Source organism: Dactylosporangium sp. NPDC049525 (assembly GCF_040676755.1).
Classification (GTDB): Bacteria; Actinomycetota; Actinomycetes; order Mycobacteriales; family Micromonosporaceae; genus Dactylosporangium.
Genome location: NZ_JBFAPO010000015.1, coordinates 16,011 through 36,675, shown reverse-complemented (window position 1 = coordinate 36,675; position 20,665 = coordinate 16,011). Strand labels below are relative to the sequence as shown.

The window sequence follows — 20,665 nt, the reverse complement described above, 5'->3', positions numbered from 1 at the left end:
GTTTCTGGTCGGGGGTAGGGATGTCAGGAGGGACGGGACATCGAGGCCAGCCGTCGGATCGCCTCGCGCAGCACGTCCGGCCGCTTGCAGAACGCGAACCGCACCAACGCGCGACCCTCCCGCGGATCGGCGTAGAACACGGCGTTGGGCACGGCCGCCACCCCGCACCACTCGGGGAGCCGCCGGCAGAAGGCGTACCCGTCCTCGAACCCGAGCGGGCGGACGTCGGCGGTGACGAAGTAGGTGCCGGCCGGGCGGTACACCTCGAACCCGACCGACGTGAGACCGTCGGCGAGGATGTCGCGTCTGCGACGCAGGTCCTGCCGGAGGCCGGTGTAGTAGCCGTCCTCAAGGCGCAGCGCGGCCGCGATCGCGGGCTGGAAGGGGGCGCCGCTGACGAAGGTCAGGTACTGCTTCGCGGTGCGGACCGCGCCGACGAGGTCCGCCGGTCCGGTCGCCCAGCCGATCTTCCAGCCGGTGAGGGCGAACGTCTTGGCCGCCGAGGAGACGGTCACGGTCCGGTCCCGCATGCCGGGCAGGGTGCTGATGGGGATGTGGGTGCCGTCGTACACGAGGTGTTCGTAGACCTCGTCGGCCAGCACGATCAGGTCGTGCTCGACCGCGACCTCGGCGATGCCGCGCAGCTCCGCCGGGCTGAGTACGACACCGGTCGGGTTGTGCGGCGAGTTCAGCAGGATCAGCCGGGTCCGGGGGGTCACGCAGGCCCGCAGCGTGGCTTCGTCGGCCGTGAAGTGCGGCGGGCGCAGGGTCAGCGGGACCAGCGTCGCGCCGGACATCGCGACGCAGGCGGCATAGGAGTCGTAGAACGGCTCCAGGGCGATGACCTCGTCGCCGGGGCCGGTGAAGGCGAGGATGCCGGCCGCGACGGCCTCTGTGGCGCCGGTGGTGACCAGGACCTCGCTGCCGGGGTCCAGCTCGATGCCGTAGAAGCGGCGCTGGTGCTCCGCGATCGCCGCCCGCAGCTCGGGGATGCCGGGGCCGGGCGGGTACTGGTTGTGTCCTGCCCGGATCGCGGCGACGGCGGCCTCCTTGACGACCGTCGGGCCGTCGCTGTCCGGGAACCCCTGCCCGAGGTTGATCGCCCCGTGCTCGGCGGCCAGCGCCGACATCTCGGCGAAGACGGTGGTGCCGAACCCGCGCAGGCGGGGGGTGAGCGCGACGCGTGGCAGCGGCGGGTCAGTGGGTCGCATCGTCCACCTCGATCTCGATCTCGAACCGGTACCGGGCCAGCAGCCCGGCGATGTCAGCGGCGGCGTCGGCGATCCGGCGCGACGCGAGATAGACGTGGCCGGAGTAGGCCGTGGCGGCGCGCGGGCGGTCGAACACGTCGCCGGGCTGGTAGCGCAGGACGGCCTCGATCACGCCGTCGTGGGCCAGCAGTTCCTCGGCGGAGCTGATCCGGGCGATGCGGCCGGGGCGCGCGGCCAGCGCCAGCCAGGTCACCACGCCGTCGCTGGGCGGTCCGGCCGGTCGGAGCGGCCGGTCCAGCGCCAGGTCGATCGCCCACCCGCGCACGTCGATGCCGTACTGCAGCTGCAGCGCCCGGGGGATGCCGGCGCCGCCGGGCCGGGCCGCCACCTCGCCGACGAGGAGCCCCTGCCGGGTGCCGAAGAACTCGCCGTGGGTGAACCCGTCCGTCAGGCCGAGCGCGCGTGCCGCCGACCGGTGCAGCTCGGCGACCGTCTGCGCCTCGTGCGAGTCGTCCGGCAGGAACGTGGTGCCGTTGGTGTCGCCGAGGCCGTGCAGCAGCGGCTGCGGGTAGCGGCCGACGTGCGCGTACACCTCGGCGCCGCGGGCGAACAGGGCCTCGCAGTGGTACTCCTGAACGACGTCGACGTACTCCTCGACCAGGAACGGACCTTCGCCGGTGAGGTGCCCGCCGCCGCGGAGCCGGTCGAGCTCCGCCCGGTCGGTGAGGCGCCACACGTGCTGGGTGGCGCCGCCGGTGACCGGCTTGCTGACGACGGGCCATCCGAGCCGGTCGGCGGCCGCGGCGACCTCGTCGAGGGTGCGCACCCGGATGTGCCGGGCGACGGGGAGACCGGCGCGATCGAGCCGGCGTTTCATCACGGCCTTGTCGGTGAAGCGGACTGCTTCGCCGAGCCGCGGACCGGGCACGTCGAGCAGGTCCCGCAGGAACCCGGCGGCCACCATCGCCTCCTCCTGCAGCGCCAGGACCGCGGTCGCGCCCGGGTGGGCGGCGGCGACCGCGGCCACGGCGGGCAGGTCCGACAGGCTGGGCACGACATGCACCGGGTAGGTCACGGCGGCGCGGGTGTCGGCGATCCGCTGCGGCACCACGGAGACGACGTCCTGCACCCCGCTGTCGAGGACCGCCTGTTCCAGCACGGGCGGGTTCGCCGCGACGACGATCACGGTCATGTGGACTCCTTCGTCGTGGCCCGCGCGGGCACAGGCTCGGGCACGGCCCGCGGGCCTGGCGGCTGGAACCGCTGCGACCGGACACTCGGCAGGTTCGCGGTCAGCAGCACGACGGCGGCCAGCAGAGCGGCGGCGCCGAGCAGGACGGCGGCCGGCCCGAGGACGGCGGCGGCCGCGCCGGCGAGCATCAGGCCCGCCGGGCGCAGCGCCGCCGACGCCAGCCAGTCCAGGGCGTAGACCCGGCCGAGCAGGGCGTCGTCGACCGAGCGCTGCAGCACGGTCGACCAGACGACGCCGCCGAAGCCCATGACGAGCCCGGACACCCCGTGGGCCACTGCGATGCTCCAGGTGGGTGCGGACACCGCGAGCAGGACCAGCACCGGCAGTGCCAGCAGGATCGCGTGGAAGCTCACCAACAGCGGGCGGGAAGGGCGCAGCCGGCCGGCCAGCAGGCTGCCGGCCAGGGCGCCGACGGTGAAGCAGACCATGACCGTGGCCCACGACGACGCCGGCTCGCCGCGCTGCTCGATCACCACCGGGCCGAGCACCAGGACCGAGCCGAGGAAGAGGAACTGGAACACCCCGAGCAGCGCCAGCGACGGCGGCAGCCACGGTGTGCCGCGCACGTACCGCAGCCCGGCCCGCAGGTCGCGCAGCACGCGCGGGCGGCTTCCGGCGGTGCCGAGCCCGCGGGCGAGCGGGGCGAGCAGCGCGGCGCTGGCCAGGAACGTGGCGGCGTCGATGACGAGCGCGGGCCCGGGTCCGACCGCCGCCACGAGGACCCCCGCGGCGGCGAGCGCGACGACCGACACGACGCTTTCCGAGGCGGTCAGCGTCGAGTTGGCCCGTTGCAGCCGGTCCGGGTCGACGAGCTGCTTGACGAGCCCGGTGCGGGCCGGGCCGTTCAACGCGCTGCCGGCCCCGTGCGCGGCGGCGAGCAGCGCGACCACCCACACCGCCGGGCGGTCCACGATGAACAGGATCCCGAGCAGCGCCTGCGTGACGCAGCGCAGCAGGTCCGAGGCGACCATCAGCAGGGCCCGGGACAGGTGGTCGGCGAGCGCGCCGCCGAGCAGGCTGCATCCGGCGTTGGCGGCGGTCTGCGCGGCCAGGACGACACCGAGGTCGCCGATGGTGCCGACGCTCAGCACACCGAACGTCAGCGCGATCGGGGCCATCGCCCCGCCGACCGAGGTGACGCCGCGCGCCAACCACAACCGCCGGAACCGCGCCTCACGTAGCGGACTCCCGGTCGGGCCGGCTCCCGCAAAGCCTTCCGAACTGGTCACGCCGGCTCCTGCCGGTACCGGTATTCGACCCGCAGCAGCGCGTCGATCTGGTCGCGCAGGTCGAGCAGGTCCGCGGGCGACTCGCCGACGGCCCGCACGATCGCGACGGTGCTCGTGCCGCCGCGGCTGTCGATCGTGCTGCCGGCCGGGTTCATCAGCGCGAGATGCTCCACACCGGGCAGCGCGACGATGTCATCCAGACCGCCGACCGCAGTGACGTCGACGATCCCGGCCGGTGGCGGCGGCCAGTAGGTCAGCGCATACCGGGTGAACCGGGGCGGCCCGGCGTCGTCACGGCCGAGCGCGTTCGCCGCGATCACCGCGATGACGTCGAAGCCGGCGGCGTTGCGCATGAGCCGGGCCATCGCGCCACCGAGACGGCCGTTCACCTCGATGACCCGCGGCCCGTCGGCGGTCAGCTTGATCTCGGTGTGGGTGGCGCCGTGGTACGCGCCGACGGCCCGCAGCGCGGCGGTCGCGGCCTCGTGGATCTGCGCCAGCCGCCCGTCCGGGAGGCTGCTCGGCATCAGGTGCCCGACCTCCCGGAACGGCTCGGCCAGGGGCGTCTTGTCGGTGATCGCGAGGTGGACGATCCGTCCCCGGTCGAGCAGCGACTCGACCGACACGTAGTCGCCGAAGCGCGGGTCCTCATGCCAGCGCACCCCCCGCAGTTGCTGCTCCAGGACGAAGGCCGGGTCGGTGCCGCGCAGCCGCTCGTCGGCGTCGAACCCGGCCCACGACGCGGCGACCACCGCCCGCAGCCGCTCAAGGCCGGTGACCCGCTCCACCAGCGCGCTGCCCATCCCGCGCCGGGGCTTGAGCACGGCCGGGAAGCCGACCGCGGCGGCGGCGCCGTCGACGTCGCCGGGCCCCCTGATCTCCGCGAAGGCCGGCACCGGCACCCCGGCGGCGGCCAGCGCCCGGCGTTGCGCGAGCTTGTCGGTCATGGTCTCGGCCGCCCGCACATCGTGGTGCGGCAGGCCCAGCGTCCGGGCCACCTGGGCGGTGAACCGCAGGGCGAGCTCGCTGTAGGTCACGACGCCACGCACGCCGCGCCCGGCGGCCCACGCCGCCGCCCGTTCAGGCTCGCCGGCCCCCACGACGATCGTGGCGGCCGGGGGGAACGCGTCCAGCGTGGCCGGCGCGTGCTCGGCGAGTACGACGAAGCAGGCGTCCGCGACCCCGGACAGGCTGCGGATCAGCGTGGCCGGGGTTGGGCTGCCCGGGGCGTAGACGACGAGCAGCGGTGGCGGCACCGGCCGCGAATCGAGGTTCGCGCTCATCGCGTCGACCCGCCCGCGCTGACGGCGTCGCGGACCAGCGCCCGCAGCTCCTCGGCGAGCCAGTGGCTGACCGGCAGCGGCAGGATCTTGCGCAGCGCGCCGGGCACCAGGCTTGCCCAGGCCCGGTCGGCGACCGGGGCGCGCAGCCGCCCGCCGGCGGTGTCCGGATCCAGCCCGTAGTGCTCCCGCAGCACGACACCGGCGGCGTAGGCGGTCACCCACAGTTCGAACAGCATCGTCTCGGCGATGACGGCGCGGATCCGTGCCGCGGCCGGCAGTGCGCCGAGGCGGGAGCGGAACCGCTCGACGAGCTCCGGGAGGGCGAGGCCGCGCTCGCGCAGCCAGTCGACGGTCTGCGGGGACGTCCACCCGCCGCCGGTCTCCCGCAGGTGGCAGTACGAGCGTGCGTCGCGGGTGGAGAACTGTGGCAGCACCGCCGCGGGCCGCCACACACCGCTGCCCCAGTCATGCGTCGGCAGGCTCGGATCGAAGCACGGCGAGTGCCGCGGGCCGCGGAGGATGTCGTTGCCGAGCAGGCTCGGCAGCTCGATGTGCTCAACCAGGTTCGGCACTGAGACGAGCGGTGTGGTGCCACGCTCGCGCAGGAAGCCGAACAGCAGGTCGGCGTCGGCGACGGCGTCGTCGTCCGCGACACCCGGGGTCGCCATGTGCGCCTGCAGCTGCCGGACCAGCGCCGCGGGCAGCAGCACCGCCTGGCTGGTGTGCAGGTGGTCGACGATCTCGGCCCAGGCGTCGCCGCACAGCGCGGCCATCCGAACCGCCTGTGCCGTCTTGGACCCCCACTCGGTGAAGAAGCAGAGCGGCGAGTCCGGCATCGCCGCGACGGCACTGGTGACGTGCTGGCCGAGGTGCGCGGTGCCCCGCACGTCGTCCTGCAGGACCAGGTGGTGGGACGCGTCGCCGGGCATCGCCGACCAGGCGCGCCGGGCCGTCCGCACCGCCGCCGGGGGGCCGTCCGGCCGCGGGTCGAGCACGATCCGGATCGACATGTCCGGGTGGGCGTCGACGAGCCGCTGGGCCGACTCGATCCGGTCCGGGTGGGTCATCACGACAGTGGAGATGCGCGGGATCACGGGTGTCGCTCCATCGGTTGCGGGGTCGGCCGGCCGGCCGCCGGTTGCAGGGCTGGCGGGCCGGCCGCCGTCATGCGCCGCAGGCGGGTGAACGCCTCGGGCGTGATGCTGGTGAAGCACCGTTCGTCGCCGCACGGCAACGCGTGCCGGCGCAGGTGGTCGCGGAGGTCCTCGATGACCGCCGAGGTGGCGCCGTGCAGCCGCCCGGTGCGGGGCAGGAACAGCGCGGCGTTCGGCCCGGCATATGCCGCCTCCGGCCCGGTATGCGCCGCCTCCGGCCCGGTATGCGCCGCCTCGTAGCCGAGGGCGACGACGACCTCGACGAGGTCGGCGCGGCCGGCCACGGGCCCGGCGGCGGCCAGGACCAGCCGGACTCGGTGCGCTGGGCCGAGCGTCGCGCCCGGGTCCACCGTCCAGGCCGACCCGCCGGGGTCGGCGACGACGGGGACCTGTTTCCAGGCGAGCTCGCCGGCCCACCCGGCCAGGACGTCCCGGACCGCGTCGAGAGCGGCCGCGCCCTCGGGCGGGACCGGGCGCAGCGGCGATTTCACCTTCGCCGGGACGCCGGCGGCGAGGCACCCGGCCGGCAGGTCCGCGGCGACGACGGCGCCGGCGGCGACGATCGTGCCGGCGCCGACCCGCACGCCCGGCATGACCGAGCAGTGGTAGCCGAGCCAGACCCCCGGCTCCAGGACGATGGGCGCGAACGTCGCCCGGTAGCCGTCCAGCAGGCGGTGACCGAAGTGGTAGCCGTGCGTCCAGAACGTCACGTCGCTGCCGGTGCCGACGTCGTCGCCGAGGTCCACGGGATGGTTGGCGTTGACGATGGTACGAGGGCCGAGCGCGACCCGGTCGCCGAGCCGCAGCGTCGCGGTCGACTCGGTGGTGCCGCCGTAGCCGACGGTGGCCTCGTGGCCGAGGTACAGCAGAGTGCCGGCGACCAGGCTGCGACAGACGACCCGGACCTGGTCGCTGATCCGGGCGGCCCGGCCGACCTCGAACGCCTCAGCGGCGAGGACCGTGACACCGGCGCCGATCTCGCTGCGGGGGCCGATCGACAGCCGGCCGGCGCGCAGGTCGCAGCCCCGCCCGATCGTGACGCCGGCGCCCAGGGTGACGGTGTCACCGGCGAGGACGGTCCCCGGGCCGATCGTGCAGCCCGGGCCGATCTCCAGCCGGCCGGCCCTGATGACCACGTCGGGTCCGGCGCCGGCCGCAGCCGGCAAGGGCCGGCGCGGATGGTCGGCGTCGGTGATCGTCAGCGGTGCGGTCACCGCGCGCCCCCGTCCCAGTAGCCCGACCACGCCGGGAACGCGGTGACCTCGGCGACGGACGCGCTGCGGGTGAGCTGCATCGCGAGCCGGTCCAGGCCCATGCCCAGGCCGCCGTGCGGCGGGCAACCGGACCGCAGCACCGCCAGCAGCGGCCGCAGCGCCCGCGTGTCGACCCCGACCAGGTCCAGCACGGCGCTCTGCAGGTCCGCGTCGGCGATGCGCAGGTCGCCGCTGGCGATCTCGTAACCGTTGAGCACCAGGTCGTAGGAGTGGGTCCGGACGCCGAGGGCGTCGGCGGGGCTCGCCGGCAGGTGATGCGGCAGCGCCATCGGGTGCCGGACGAACCGCGGTCCGCCGTCGTGGTCGGCCTCCGCGAGCGGGAAGTCGTTGACCCAGACGAACGCCAGCTCGTCCGGGTGCGTCCGCAGGTCCGGCCGGTCGGTGCCGTACCGCGCGACGCATTCGACGGCGTCGAGCTGGGGGAACGGCGTCACGCACGGCAGGCCGAGGTCGGCGCACAGCGCGGCGACGAGCCGCTCGACGAGCCGCCGCACCTGCGCCGCGTCGGTCGCCTCCAGCTCGATGTCGGCCTGCACGAACTCCCGCAGGTGGTCCGGGCGCTGCTGGTCCAGCGGCTCGTCGCGGAAGCAGTGCGCGAACTGGAAGTACCGGCGGTACCCCGCGGCGATGAGCATCTGCTTGTACAGCTGCGGGGACTGCGCCAGCCAGAGCTCCTGACCGAAGGCGTCCCAGGTGCGGATGTGCCCGGAGCGGTACTCGTCCAGGCGAGGCCCGGCGACCGGCGTGTCCACCTCGAGGAACCCGTCGGCGAGCAGGCCGCGCCGCAGCGATTGGCGGATCGAGTCGCGGGTGCGCAGGTTGTCCTGGATGTGCGGCGCCCTCAGGTGCCGCATCATCGGCGGGATGCGGTACCGGTCTTCGCCGGTGCCCGGCGGCACGGCCTGGGCAGGGACGGACGTCGTCATGCGAATTCCCTTCTCATGGCTCGTACGGCGGCTGAAGCGACGCGGACAGATGGCGGGTGACGTCGTGGAAGGTCGCGGCGACGTCATCGAGGGAGGCCGGCCCGAACACCTCGACGACGTGCGGGCCGGTCATCCCGCCCGCCTCGGCGAGCCGGCGCATCGTCTCGGTGATGTCGGGCTCCGGCCGGCCCGCCACCGACGTCAGGCCGAACGGGCCGGTGGCCGAGCCGCGGTAGCTTACGTGCGTGTACGCGATGTGCCGGCCGACCGCCGCGGCGAACGCCTGCGGTGCCACGCCGCACTTCCAGGCGCTCTTGAAGTCCAGGACGAACGGCACGGCCGGGCCGAGTTGCGCCAGGTGCGCGACGGCCTCGTCCGGGGTGCGCAGCAGCCCGTAGCTGACGTTCTCCAGGCAGTACCGCACGCCGTGCCGGCCGGCGAGCTCGGCCAGCAGGGCGGTCCCCTCGATGTAGCCGCGACGCAGCGCCGCGCCGTCGTACGCCAGGTGCCGGGGCGGGCCGTGTGCCACGTAGTGGGTGGCGCCGAGGGTGCCGCAGGCCTCCAGGTAGCGCTCGTAGCGGGCGAACGCCCACCGCCGCTGCCGCCGGTACGGGCTGTACAGCAGGTTCTCGTAGCCGAAGCCGTACGGGTGGACCGAGACGACGCGAACACCGCGGGCGTCGCACCGGGCCCGGAGCTCAGCGAGGAACCGCTCGTCGAGCTCCGGGTCGCACTGCAGGAACACCTCGACGGCGCGCACGCCCATCTCGGCCAGCCGGTCGACCGCGTCCTCGGTCGGCACGTCAAGGTCGTAGAGCGACCCGGTCGACACCGCCACCCCGGTCACCGCCGTGCCCCTGACCGCTCCGACGGCTCTGACCGCTCTGACCGCTCTGACTGCTCCGACCGTTCCGCCGCCGGTCGCCGCGCCAGCGCCGCCAGGAGCGCGTCCAGTGACGGCGGTTCGGCGGCGGCGGGGCGGGGCTGCTCGGCGAACCGGGCCCGGGCCCGGTGCAGCAGCGCCCGATCACGCGGCAGCGCGTCCGGTCGGTCGAACAAGTGGATGCGGCGCAGCACCGGCCGCAGCAGACCCGGATCGTGCAACGCCATCGGGTAGCAGACCTTGCGCAGGAACAGCGGGTTGCCGGGGTCGGTCACGTCGCGTCCCGGGTCGGCGGCCAGCCGGGCGCGCTCCGCGTCCTCGCCCGAGGCGGCCGCGTAGTGCGGTTCGACGCGCGCGGTGAACTCCCGGATCGCGGGGTGCGCCCGCAGCCCGGCATGCCCGGCCCGGCCCGGCGCGCCGGCCAGCAGTTCGGCGAGGCGGTACGCCTGCCACAGTGCCAGCGAGGCGCCCCAGCCCTGCGTCGGGTTGGTGTGGCACAGCGCGTCGCCGATCGGCACGACGCCGGCCGGGTGGGTGTCGGGGGTGGCACCGAAGCGGCGCAGCGTGTTGCGCAGCCCGCCCATCGCGTGCACGGCGGAGATCGGCTCCGCCCGGTCGGCCGCGACCAGCTCCGCCAGCCGCGGGATCCGGGCAGCGACGAACATCCAGGCCGACGCGTCTCGCAGGACGCGCAGCGCCCGGTTGCCGCCGGCGGTGTTCATCGTGACGACGAACCCGCCGGAGTCCTCCGGCAGCACCGAGAACCGCAGGTAGCCGAGGTCGCCGGTGGGGCCGAAGAAACCCTCGGCCGGGTCCCACCGCCGGCCGTCGCGGTGCCGGAAGTGCCGGCAGTAGTACAGGGTGCCGGACGGCTGGGTGACCTCGGCCGGGCGGGGGAAGCCCAGCCCGGTCAGCCACCGCGGCAGGTCGGACATGCGGCCGGAGGCGTCGACGACCAGGTCCGCCTCGACCCGTTCGCCGGACGCGAGGCGGACACCGGCGCACGCGGTGGTGTGGCCGGCCGAGCGCCGTGGCAGGAGGCCGGTGACCCGCTGCCCGAACCGGCGGACGACGTCCGGCTCGGCGGTCAGCGCCCGCGTGAGCGCCCGGTCCAGGACGTGCCGGCGCATCTGGATGCTGACCATGCCGGCGTCGTCCGGCCGCCGGTCCTCCTCGGGCAGCCGTGCGGAGAAGTCGATCTCCTCCGCGCCCGCCGCCCGCAGCGCGGTGAGCACGTCCGGCGCGACCTGCGACAGCACGCGATGGGCGAGGCCGTGGAAGCTGTGCCCCTGCGCCCGCTGCGGCAGGCCGGGCCGGGCGCCGTCCATCGCGGTGTCGTCACCGGGTCCGATGCTCTGCGCCGGGTCCGGCTCCACGATCGTCACGTGGTGCCCGGCGCGGGCGAGGAAGAGGGCCGAGGCCTGCCCCGCGACGCCGGACCCGGCCACGACGATGTCCGCCACGGCGTTACCTCGGCGCGCCGGCGAGCCAGCCGGCGTTGCCGGCCCGGCGGTAGCGCACGTGCGCCGGCCACTGGGTGTCCTCGAGCAGGCCGTAGTTGTCCAGGACGAACAGCGGCGCATCCCGCGCGGCGGTGAGCAGGCCGACGAACCGAGGGTCGAGGAACGCGTCGTGGTCGGTGACGACGAGCGCGGTCCCGGCGGTCGCCAGCGCCGTCTCCGGGTCGGGCATCGCGGGGCTGCCGGTGATCCGCTCGATCTCCTCCGGCGTGTACAGCGGGTCGTGGATCGAGTGCGGCACACCGAGCTCGCGCAGCCGGGCCGCGATCTCGATGGTGGGGCTCAGCGTCGCCACCTTGATCCCGCCCTTGTACGCGAGGCCGAACACGGCGACCGGGCCCTGCCAGGCGACGGCGTTGGCGACGATCCTGCGCATCCGGTTGTCCGTGTCCACGGCGGCGGACAGCAGCGAGAGCTTGTCCGCGTGGTGCTGGGCGCCCTGCAACAGGTACCGGCTGGACAGCGGCACGCAGTACCCGCCGGTGCCGAAGCTGGGGTGGATGAGCTGGACGTTCCACTTCGTCGCGGCCAGGCGCAGCACCTCGGCCAGGTCGACCTGGGGGTAGGCGAGGGTCAGCTGGTTGGCCATCGTGATGATGACGTGCCGGTAGGCGTTCTCCACGCACTTGACCAGCTCACCCTCGACGTGGCTGTTGGCGCGGTGCAACCGTCGGCACAGGATCGACAGGACCCCGTGCGCGGCCTCGGCCGAGTTGGGTCCGACGCCGCCGAAGACCCGGTCGAGCTCGCGCAGGTTCTTGTCGCTCTCGGTCAGCCAGTCCCGCCGCGGCGCGAGGGCGAGCAGGAAGTCCTTGTCCGGCACGAGACCGGCGGCTTCGATCACCGGCAGCAGCACGTCGGTCGTGGTGCCGGGGGTGAGCGTCGACTCGATGATGACCAGCGGCGGCTGATCCCGGCCCGGTTTCGTGGCCCGGGCGAGCCGCCCGATCACGTCGGCCAGCGCGTCGAGCCACGGCTCGGCCTGCCGCTCGGTCGGCACGGCGACGAAGTGCACCAGCACGTCGTCGCCGAGCGGCACGGTGACGTCATCGGTCAGCTCGACCGCGGCACTGGTGATCCCGGCCGCGAGCCGGGTCACCTGGAGCTGGTCGGTGTCGTACCCGCAGGTGCGGATCCGGTTGTCGGCGAGGGCCAGGACGGTCGACGCGCCGATGTACCCGATGCCCCACACCGCCGCGCGATGCCGCCCCGAGATGAGCGCTTCGCGGTAGGCGGCCCCGATGCCGGTCATGTCGGCCTCGGGCTGCTCCTCAATCTGTGTACTCATGGGGTCCCTCCAACGCGTGTGGCCTATTTCGGCGGAAGCTGGTTCAGGTGGCGGTGAGGAAGGGCAGCCCGCCGCAGGTCCGGACGAGCCGGAACGCTTCCGCTGCGGCGGCGCCGATCTCAAACCCGCGGGCCGCGTCGCGGGCCTCGGCCTGCTGGCTGTCCAGCCTGCGGTGCCCCTGCCCGGCGTAGTTGTAGAACTCGATGGAGCGCCGTTTCGCCTCGACGGCGGGCGGCGGCAGGGGTACGTAGACGTTGGGGACGAACTCCGCGTACCGCACGGTCCTGGTCTCGTTCGGTCCGAACTGCAGCAGCGTGACGTCGCCCCATCGCCGGGACGAGGCGATTGCCGCCCGTGCGGTGCGGGCGTGATCGGCGTGCGAGTCGCCGTCCCAGTGCGTCGCCACCGCCCGCGGCCGGACCGCGTCGACCAGCTCGTCGAGCCGCCGGACGAGCAGCGCCTCCGGGATCTGCTCGACCTGTTCACGCGCGTCGCCCGGCAGCCAGTGCAGGCGGTGCCCGAGCACCGCGGCGGCGGACTCGGCGGCCGCGACCCGCTGCGCGGCGGCCGCGGCGGAGAACTCGGAGACTGCGACGACGCAGACGGCGACGTCGGTGCCGCGCTCGTGCAGCTGGGCGATCGTGCCGCCGATCGCTAGCTCGGCGTCGTCCGGGTGCGCCGCGATCACCAGCAGGCCGGTCACGTCGAGCCTTTCGCGGCGCTGGCCAGCACCCCGCCGAAGCGTTCGACGAACTGGTCGAGCTCGGCGGCGCCCGGCCAATTCGCCTGCTCCAGGGACTCCCGCAGCCCCTTGCAACGGTCGGCGAAGACGGGCGCGGCGACCCCGGCCAGGCTCGCGCCGACGAGAACGACCTTCACCCAGGTCGACTGGTACATGTTGCAGCCGTCCAGCCGCGCGCCGCTGAGGTCCGACTGGCTGAACCTGCTGTACGCGCAGTTCGCCGAGGTCAGGTCCGCCCGCCGCAGGTCCGCCGCCAGGTACGCCTGGACGAGGGTCGCACCCCGCAGGTCGGCCTCGGCAAGAATCATGCCCTTGGGCGGGTCGCCGGTCAGCATCGCCCGGTAGAGGTTCGCGCCGCGCAGGCACGCCCGCGTCATGGTGCTGTCCCGCACGGTCATGCAGCGACCCGTGAAGGCGGTCAGGTCGGCGCCGGACAGGTCCGACTCCACAATGGAGAGATTCTCGCCCTTCGCCGACACCAGTGAGGCGTCGTGCAGGTCGCACCGCCGCACGGAGGCGCCACTGAGCGACGCGCCGGGCATCAGTACCCCCGGAGCGGTCACCCGCAACATGCGGGCGTTGGTGAGGTCGGCGTTGGTGAAATCGGCGCCGGTGAGCGAGCAGGCGACCATGTCCGCGTCGGGCGCCTTCAGGCCGTCCGCGCGCAGCCCGCGGCCGTTCACGCCCTCCAAGCGCAGCAAGGGCAGTCCCGCACCGGACAGCGTGAGCTCGTCGGCGCAGGTGAGCCGCTGCAACTGCACACCGCGGCCGGAGCTTCGCGCCAGCGACGCGGCACGTAGGCTCGACTTCGTGATCGTGAGCTGGTCCAGCAGCGCCTCGTCGAGCCGGGCGCCGTCCAGCATGCACTCGTTGATCGTGGCGCCCTGCAGGTTCGCGCGGCTCAGGTCGCTGTCGGACAGGTCGCACTGGTAGAACGCGGCACCCGCGAGTTGGCTGCCGCTGAGCCGCACGTCGCGCATGGAGCAGCCGTGAAACAGCGTGCCGGTGGCGTCCTTGAGGTCCGTCATGTCCGCGCCGTCGAAGTTGCAGGTCTGGGCCGCCAGTGCGTGCACGTACGCCGACCGCAGGATCGCCCCGGACAGGTCGGTGCGTTCCATGCCCGGGCAGACCATCGTCACCGAGGTGAGGTCGGCGCCGACCAGCCGCGTGCCGTGCAGCAACGCCCGGCTCAGCGTCGCCCCGCGCAGGTCGAGTCCGGACAGGTCGAGCCCCGACAGGTCCGCCTCGCGCAGGTCGAGGCCCCGGCCGGTCGTGTCGAGCAGCCGCTGCGTCAGCTCCGCGACGGTCTTCTCCGTCTCGGTCCGCTCCGGCAGGGCGACCGCGTCCCGAAGGAACGATCCGTGCGACTGGTGTACCACTGTGAACCACCCATCCATGTCGACTGCTGTGTACGGCGTGTACGGCGTGTGGCCTGGTGCTGGCGGGCGGCTACCGGATGCGGTGCACGCGGCCGGCCTCCGGGTGCAGCACGAGCTGCCGCGCGGCCCGCCGATCGGTCTTGCCGGTCTGCCCCAGGGGGATCTCGCGGATCTCGTGGAACACGTCGGGCACCTTCGCCGGCTCAAGCCGGCCGCGTCCCCAGACGCGCATGCGTTCGGCGGTGAGACGGGCCGCCGGCCCGGCGGCCCGGTCCGGGACGATCAGCAGGTGGACCCGCTCGCCGAACACGGCGTCCGGGATGCCGACCGCGATCACCTCCGCGCAGCCGGGACAGCCGGCGTACGCGTTCTCGATCTCCAGTGGGGAGAGCTTGATCCCGCCGCGGCTGATCAGCGTCTTGCTGCGGCCGGCGAGCTCGACCCGGCCGTCCGCGCGGAGCCGGCCCAGGTCGCCGGTATAGAGCCAGCCGTCGCGGACCGCCGCCGCGGTGGCCGCGGCGTCGCCCAGGTAGCCGGTCATCAGGTACGGGGTGCGCAGGGCGAGCTCACCGACCTCGCCCGGCGGGACCGGCTGCCGGTGTTCGTCGACGACCGCCGCCATCACGTTGGGGGAGGGCCGGCCGATGGTGCCGGCCGCCTTGTCGTACTCCTGCGGCGGCACGATGAAGTCCGACGTGCAGCTTTCGCTCAGACCGTAGACGTCCGCGATCCGCGAGCCGGGCAGCAGGCGCCCCAGTCCTTCGCCGACCGCCGGTGGCAGTACCTCGCCGCCGCAGATCCACAGCGGCGCGGGCCGGCTACCGCCCGTGCCCTCGGCCGGCGCGTCCCGCAGCAGCATCCGTGCCATCGTCGGCACGACGGCGATCCGTGCGACGTCGGACTCCACCAGGGTGCGCAGCACGTCGCCGGTGTCGAACCGCTCCCGCAGCAGCAGGGTCGCGCCGGACAGCAGCGTCAGCAGCGACGTCCACTGCCCGAAGCTGAAGTGCGGCTGCAGGACCTGCAGCGTGGTGCTGCCGGCGGGGAACGGCAGGACCGTCTCGATCGTGGCGAGCTTGCCGATGAACGCGGCGTGCGAGAGCACCACACCCTTCGGCTGCGCGGTGGAGCCGGACGTGAACACGACGAGGGCCTGGTCGCTGTCGAGCGGCGCGGGCGTGGCCGAGGGCCCGGTGCCGACCGGGTGGACCTGGGCCGCCTCGCCCGCGTGCTCGACCGGTCCGGACCACGTGGCCGGCACGTCCTGCCCGACCAGCAGGCGAGCGCCGGTCTGCGCCACGATCGCGGCGAGCCGCGCGGCCGGGGTGCCGCGGTGGACCGGGACGACGACGAGCCCCGCGTGCCAGGCAGCCACCTGGGCGACATAGTCACCGGGCCGGTTGCTCACCGGGACGATCGCGGCCACGGACCGCGGGCCGGCCGCGCGAATCTCCTCGGCCAGCTTCCGCACCTGCGCGCCGAACTGGGCGTAGGTGACCCGGTGCGGGCCGGACACCAACGCGACGGCGTCCGCGTACCGCTCGGTGGCGTCCAGTATCCGTGTGTCGAGTCGCATGGCGTCACCTTTCGCGGCTGGGCCGACCTGGTCATCAGGTCTGTCGGCGTCCGACCCAGGTTCCGCGACGGCGACCCGCGACGTCCTGAGTAGTCGGTACTCAATCGAAAGGGATCAATCAGTCATGGACGTAGGAACTGGACGAGGGTGTGTATACCGGGAGTTCCGAGTGGGCCGGCACAGGTCAGCGCCCACTCGGACACCGCTGGCGGCCTGGTTCTGGCGCCGGCGGCGGCAACTGAGTACCGGGAGGAACGGGCTTGCGCACGACTGACAGGGAACCGACACCGCCGATCCACGGGCTCGTCGGCAGGGTCCACGAACTGGCGTCGGTGCGCCGGATGCTGTCCGGCGCCGGTGCCGGCGTGTTGCTGACCGGAGATCCCGGTGTCGGTAAGAGCCGGCTGCTCGGCGCGGCCCTCGACGAGCTCGACGGCCGCGGCGCCGGCGTCCTGCGCATCACCGCGACCCCGTCGTGGCAGGACGTGCCGTTCGGCTCCGTCCCCGGGTTCGCGCCACTGGCTGGCGCCGGTCTCGCCGAGGCGTTCCAGCTGGCGCGGCAGCGCCTCACCGGGAGCGGCCCGCCCGGCTCAGCCGGACCGGTCGTGCTCGGCGTCGACGACGTCAACTGGCTCGACGACGCCTCCGCCGCGCTGCTGGAGCGGCTGCTCACCGACGGCGTGGTCAGGGTCCTCGCGACGGTGCGCAGCAACGCGGTCAACACGCCGGTCGTCGCGTTGGTCCGCAGGGCCGGCGGGCTCGACCGCATCGACGTGCCTCCGCTGGACCGCGCCGGGCACGACGAGCTCGTGACGGCGGTGCTCGGCGGCCCGGTCAGTGGCCTCGCCCTCAACGCGCTGTGGCGCACCACGCTGGGCAACCCGCTCTTCACCCGGGAGACGCTGCGGGCCGCCATCGCCGAACGCAGCCTGCGGTCCCAGGAGGGCGTGTGGAAGTGGCGGCCCGGCAGGCGGCGAACACCGCGGCTGTACGACGCGGTCGAACTCACCGTCGGGGTCCTGTCGGACGAGGAGGCCGCCGCGCTGGCATACGTCGCCTACGCCGAGCCGCTGCGCCCCGCCGTGCTGGACCGGCTCGTCGCACCGGCGGTGGCCGAGCGGTTGGAGGAGCGGGGCCTCATCAGGCTGGTCGACGACGGCCGTGGCGTCCTGGTGCGGCTCGGCCACCCCCTGTTCGGCGAGGCCATCCGCGCCCGCACGAAACCGTTGCGCCGCCGGCGGCTGCTGCGCGAGCTCGTCGGGGCGATGCAGGACGACATGGCGTCGGTCCAGGACCGCATCCGGGTGATGTCCTGGCGGTGCGAGGCCGAGCTCCCGGTCGACCTCCCCGACGTGCTCGCCGCCGCCGAGGCCGCCCTGGACCGCGGCGGCGCCGCCCTGGCCGAGCGGCTCGCCCGCAGCATCCCCGGCCCGCTCGGCGCGTGGTACCTGGGCCGGGCGCAGGTGGCGCTGGGCCGCTCCCAGGAGGCCGAGCCGCTACTGGCGACCGCGTACGAGCGGCTGCGCGACCCCATGATCCAGGCGCGGGCGGCGGCGCTGCGCGCCCTGAACCTGTTCTGGGGGCTGCGGCAGCCCGACGTCGCGCTGTCGCTGCTGGAGAAGGCGCGCCAGTGGCTCCCAGCGGAGGTGCACGGGGAGATGCTGGTCGCCGAGGCCGGCATCGCGGTGTTCTACGAGTCCGACATCAACGCCGCGGCCGTGGTCGTCGCGGCGCTGCAGCGGCCGCCGCAGGAGCCTCTGCTGGCTCTCGCGCTGACCCCGCTGCTGCCGTTCGTCCTGGCGTACGCGGGAGCACCGAAACAGGCCGCGGCCGAGCTGGCCGGCGCCGTATCACCGCAGTCGGCCTGGCCGACGATGCGAGCCGCGGCCCAGGCGTGCCACATCCACGCACTCGTGATGTGCGGGCAGCTGGCGGACGCCACTGTCCTGGCCGACCGGTACTACCAGGACGCGGTCGCGCACGGCTCGCCGGACGGGGTGGGCCTGATCGCCATGATGGTCGGCATCTGCCACGGCGACCGCGGCCGGGTCGCGGAGGCCGGGAGGTGGACCAACGAGGCGCTCGCCGTCACCGACGCGCTGACCCTCTTCCCGATCCGCGCGAACATCCTCAGCATGCAGGCCTGGTGGGCGGCGCACCAGGGGCAGGTCGACCGCGCCACCCGTGCGCTGCAGGCCGTCGACGAGCTGCTGCCCGCGGACAGCCGCAGCGGCGATTACGCCCGGCTGGCGAAGGCGCTGCTGCTGGCCAGCACCAGCCAGCCCACCGACGCGGTGAAGGTCCTGCGCGAGCTGGCCGAGCAGTTCACCGCATCCGGCGTCGTCGCCTCGGCCATGGAGGCGCTGCACCTGTGGTCCCGGATCGAACCGTCCGTCGAGGTCGCCGCCGAGACCCGGCGGGTCGCGGACATGTCGGACAGCCCGCTGTTCTCCTGGTTCGCCGACTACGCCGACGCCCTCGCCGCCGGCGACCCCGACCAGCTCGAGGAGCTCAGCCTGTCCTGGGAGCACCGCGACTACACCGCGCTCGCCCTCGAAGCGGCGGTGCGGGCGCGACAGGCGCGGCCCGACCCGGACCAGCGCACCGGGGGGCGGCTGACCCGGCGGATCGCCGAGCTGCGGGCCCGCTGCGACGGGCACTGGCCGAGGTGGCTGGACGAGCCGGCACCGGTGACCGTCCTCACCCGGCGGGAACAGGAGATCTGCGCGCTGGCCGCCGCCGGCCTGAGCAACATCGAGATCTCGGCGCAGCTGGTGCTGTCCGTCCGCACAGTGGAGAACCACCTGCAACGCGCCTACGAGAAGCTCGGCATCCGCCAGCGCGGCCAGCTCGCCGACGCCCTGCAGAACCCGGAGGCGAACCAGCCACCCGACTGATCGCCGCGGCACGGCAGCGGCCGCAATCGTTTGGAGCCGCATGCCGCCGCCGGCTCCGCCGGCCCATTCCACTGCTGACAGGACCGGGTGGCTCTTTCGGCGGCGATCCGGTCCGCTGGGTCCTTGTCTGTGCCGACCGGCTGACAAAAGATCACGACGTGGGCGGATTCTGATCTGGTGTGCTGGCGCGAGCCCCGAGTTGTTGAACCGGGCCGAGCGCAACCGATACATCAACACGGGCATGCTCATTGTGTTGGTGAGCCTGGCCGGCGCCGGGCGATGTTCGTGCTGACCGGATATGCCGTGGAAGGGCTGCCGCTGCCGGCGCGAGTCGGGGTCTACGGCGTCGTCGCCGCGCTGGTGGCCCTGCTGGTCACGGCCGTCGCGGCCGCCGGATACGGGTTCAGCCAGCGGCAGTCGGCCATCGCCGAACGCGACCGGGCGATCTCCCGGCTCGTCGCTGGGCAGGCGCAGCGGCTGCGCGACTACGATCCGGCGCTGGCCAAGCAGCTCAGTCTTGCCGCATACCGGATCTCGCCGACGACGGAGGCCCGCTCCAGCCTGCTCGACGCGCCCGTCGAACCCACGGTGACCAGGTTGCTGGCGTCCCCCCGCGCCCTGCAGGCGGCGCAATACAGCTCCGGAGGCAGGCTGTTGGCCGCTACCGGGTTCGACGGCGTGATCCGGCTCTGGGACGACGCCGACCCGAGCCGTGCGCCCGTCGCCCGAGCGGCGGTGACCGCGTCCATGCGGCCGCTGTTCGCGCTGGCGTATACCCCCGACGGCAGCGTGCTCGCCGCCGGCGGCAGCACCGGCCGCGTGGAGCTGTACCGCACCGACGCGCAATTGCCGGCCGGCCCGCCCGTCGGCGCCGCCGACGGAACGGTCCTCGCTCTGGCGTTCGCCGCCGACGGGGCCACCCTGGCCAGCGGCGGCAGCGACGCCCGCGTCCGGCTATGGGACGTGCGCGATCCCGGCCGGCCCAGCCCGCGGGGCAATCCGCTGACGGGCCCGAACTCGTGGATCAACAGCGTCGCCTTCAGCCCGGACGGCACCAGCGTTGCCGCCGGCAGCTCCGACAAGACCGTGACGATCTGGGACACCGCCACCGCGGCAACCACCCTGACCCTGCCCCACGCGACCCCGGTCACCGCGGTCAGCTACCGCGACCAGGACACGCTGCTCACCGCCGGCACCGACAGCATCCTGCGGCTGTGGACGGTGCCCGCCCCGTCGCCGACGGCACCGACGCAATCTTCAACACCGGGTTCAGCGACGACGGCAGCACCCTCGTCACGGCCAGCCACGACGGCACCTTGCAGCTGTGGGACGTCACAGCGCCGAGAGGACCCCGGCGTGCGGGCCCCCCGATCCGCACCCCGGCGGGCTCACCTGCCTACTCGGCCGCCGCAGCGATCGACCGCACAGGCAGCACCCTCGCCGTCGGCACCCGCACCGGCGCGGTACAGCTGTGGGACGTCACCGACCCGGCCCACCCAGCGGCCGGTCGGCTCCTGCACGGGCCGACGGCTCTCGTCGAGTCCGTCGCATTCAGCCCGGACGGGCAACTGCTCGCGGCAGGAGGCGACGACGGCCGGGTGTATCTATGGGACCGCGCGACCGCGACGGACGCCCCAGTCGCCGTTTTGAACGCCGCGGGCCAGGTCCTGGCGATCGCGTTCAGCCGCGCCGGCCATCTCCTGGCCTCCGCCGACACCGACGGCAACGCTCACGTGTGGAACCTCACCGACGCCCGCCGCCCGGTCGAATTCGGCCCCGCCCTCGGCGGGTTCGACGGCTACGCCTACAGCGTTGCCTTCACCCCGGACGGGCGCACCCTCGCAGTCGGCAGCGCCGACACGACGATCCGCTTCTGGGACCTCTCCGTCGACGGCCACCCAAGGCCGGTGGGAGGAGTGCTCCGCGGCCCGACCAGCTACGTGTACTGGCTGACCTACAGCCCGGACGGCCGGCATCTCGCCGCCGCAGTGGCCGACGGCACGCTGTGGCTGTGGCAGACGGGCCCGCACGGCGACCCGACACCATTGGCC

The 20,665-nt window shown here is 74.1% G+C and carries 14 protein-coding genes and 2 pseudogenes; 3 read left to right on the top strand and 13 right to left on the bottom strand.

Features of this window, described 5'->3' with window-relative positions:
• Positions 1 to 23: 23 nt before the first annotated feature.
• The 13 genes from AB0K00_RS22310 to AB0K00_RS22250 are packed head-to-tail and all read right to left on the bottom strand — an operon-like array spanning position 24 to position 15,717.
• Positions 24 to 1,211, bottom strand: a complete 1,188-nt coding sequence (locus AB0K00_RS22310; protein WP_363523410.1) for a pyridoxal phosphate-dependent aminotransferase — start codon at positions 1,209 to 1,211, stop codon at positions 24 to 26.
• On the bottom strand, positions 1,198 to 2,403 hold the full coding sequence (locus AB0K00_RS22305) for a hypothetical protein (RefSeq protein WP_363523409.1): 1,206 nt from the start codon (positions 2,401 to 2,403) through the stop codon (positions 1,198 to 1,200). Before AB0K00_RS22305 ends, AB0K00_RS22310 begins: the two co-directional genes overlap by 14 nt.
• Positions 2,400 to 3,692: an MFS transporter gene (locus AB0K00_RS22300; protein WP_363523408.1), complete on the bottom strand. Its 1,293-nt coding sequence runs from the start codon at positions 3,690 to 3,692 to the stop codon at positions 2,400 to 2,402. Before AB0K00_RS22300 ends, AB0K00_RS22305 begins: the two co-directional genes overlap by 4 nt.
• Positions 3,689 to 4,975 (bottom strand): ATP-grasp domain-containing protein, encoded by a 1,287-nt coding sequence (locus AB0K00_RS22295; protein ID WP_363523407.1) that lies wholly within the window; start codon positions 4,973 to 4,975, stop codon positions 3,689 to 3,691. The genes AB0K00_RS22300 and AB0K00_RS22295 overlap by 4 nt, the downstream gene beginning before the upstream one ends.
• Positions 4,972 to 6,069 (bottom strand): hypothetical protein, encoded by a 1,098-nt coding sequence (locus AB0K00_RS22290; RefSeq protein WP_363523406.1) that lies wholly within the window; start codon positions 6,067 to 6,069, stop codon positions 4,972 to 4,974. The genes AB0K00_RS22295 and AB0K00_RS22290 overlap by 4 nt, the downstream gene beginning before the upstream one ends.
• The gene (locus AB0K00_RS22285; RefSeq protein WP_363523405.1) at positions 6,066 to 7,343 is read right to left on the bottom strand and encodes an acyltransferase; all 1,278 of its coding nucleotides are present in this window, start codon (positions 7,341 to 7,343) and stop codon (positions 6,066 to 6,068) included. Before AB0K00_RS22285 ends, AB0K00_RS22290 begins: the two co-directional genes overlap by 4 nt.
• Positions 7,340 to 8,329 carry an amino acid--tRNA ligase-related protein gene (locus tag AB0K00_RS22280; RefSeq protein ID WP_363523404.1) on the bottom strand — a complete coding sequence of 330 codons (990 nt, stop codon included), beginning with the start codon at positions 8,327 to 8,329 and terminating at the stop codon, positions 7,340 to 7,342. Before AB0K00_RS22280 ends, AB0K00_RS22285 begins: the two co-directional genes overlap by 4 nt.
• A 13-nt stretch (positions 8,330 to 8,342) precedes the next feature.
• A complete protein-coding gene (locus AB0K00_RS22275; RefSeq protein WP_363523403.1) occupies positions 8,343 to 9,176 on the bottom strand; it encodes a sugar phosphate isomerase/epimerase family protein in 834 nt (277 codons plus the stop codon).
• Positions 9,173 to 10,675, bottom strand: a complete 1,503-nt coding sequence (locus tag AB0K00_RS22270; RefSeq protein WP_363523402.1) for an FAD-dependent oxidoreductase — start codon at positions 10,673 to 10,675, stop codon at positions 9,173 to 9,175. The genes AB0K00_RS22275 and AB0K00_RS22270 overlap by 4 nt, the downstream gene beginning before the upstream one ends.
• A gap of 4 nt (positions 10,676 to 10,679) precedes the next feature.
• A complete protein-coding gene (locus AB0K00_RS22265; protein WP_363523401.1) occupies positions 10,680 to 12,020 on the bottom strand; it encodes a UDP binding domain-containing protein in 1,341 nt (446 codons plus the stop codon).
• Between the two features lie 43 nt (positions 12,021 to 12,063).
• Positions 12,064 to 12,723: a PIG-L family deacetylase gene (locus tag AB0K00_RS22260; protein WP_363523400.1), complete on the bottom strand. Its 660-nt coding sequence runs from the start codon at positions 12,721 to 12,723 to the stop codon at positions 12,064 to 12,066.
• Positions 12,720 to 14,159, bottom strand: a complete 1,440-nt coding sequence (locus AB0K00_RS22255; protein WP_363523399.1) for a pentapeptide repeat-containing protein — start codon at positions 14,157 to 14,159, stop codon at positions 12,720 to 12,722. The genes AB0K00_RS22260 and AB0K00_RS22255 overlap by 4 nt, the downstream gene beginning before the upstream one ends.
• Before the next feature lie 52 nt (positions 14,160 to 14,211).
• On the bottom strand, positions 14,212 to 15,717 hold the full coding sequence (locus tag AB0K00_RS22250) for a class I adenylate-forming enzyme family protein (protein WP_363523398.1): 1,506 nt from the start codon (positions 15,715 to 15,717) through the stop codon (positions 14,212 to 14,214).
• Positions 15,718 to 15,977: 260 nt separating this feature from the next.
• Between AB0K00_RS22250 and AB0K00_RS22245 the strand changes: the two genes are divergently transcribed.
• From AB0K00_RS22245 to AB0K00_RS22235, 3 genes and pseudogenes are all read left to right on the top strand, one after another.
• Positions 15,978 to 18,614: a LuxR family transcriptional regulator gene (locus tag AB0K00_RS22245; protein ID WP_363523397.1), complete on the top strand. Its 2,637-nt coding sequence runs from the start codon at positions 15,978 to 15,980 to the stop codon at positions 18,612 to 18,614.
• Between the two features lie 279 nt (positions 18,615 to 18,893).
• Positions 18,894 to 19,703: pseudogene (locus AB0K00_RS22240) on the top strand (hypothetical protein); the annotation flags it as partial.
• A pseudogene (locus AB0K00_RS22235) lies at positions 19,634 to 20,617 on the top strand (WD40 repeat domain-containing protein); the annotation flags it as partial. The pseudogenes AB0K00_RS22240 and AB0K00_RS22235, both read left to right, overlap by 70 nt.
• Positions 20,618 to 20,665: the final 48 nt, after the last annotated feature.

Coding starts and splice junctions, on each gene's coding strand:
- AB0K00_RS22265 (WP_363523401.1), bottom strand. CDS start 12,020: ATGAGTACACAGATTGAGGAGCAGCCCGAGGCCGACATGACCGGCATC.
- AB0K00_RS22310 (WP_363523410.1), bottom strand. CDS start 1,211: ATGCGACCCACTGACCCGCCGCTGCCACGCGTCGCGCTCACCCCCCGC.
- AB0K00_RS22250 (WP_363523398.1), bottom strand. CDS start 15,717: ATGCGACTCGACACACGGATACTGGACGCCACCGAGCGGTACGCGGAC.
- AB0K00_RS22305 (WP_363523409.1), bottom strand. CDS start 2,403: ATGACCGTGATCGTCGTCGCGGCGAACCCGCCCGTGCTGGAACAGGCG.
- AB0K00_RS22255 (WP_363523399.1), bottom strand. CDS start 14,159: ATGGATGGGTGGTTCACAGTGGTACACCAGTCGCACGGATCGTTCCTT.
- AB0K00_RS22295 (WP_363523407.1), bottom strand. CDS start 4,975: ATGAGCGCGAACCTCGATTCGCGGCCGGTGCCGCCACCGCTGCTCGTC.
- AB0K00_RS22280 (WP_363523404.1), bottom strand. CDS start 8,329: ATGACGACGTCCGTCCCTGCCCAGGCCGTGCCGCCGGGCACCGGCGAA.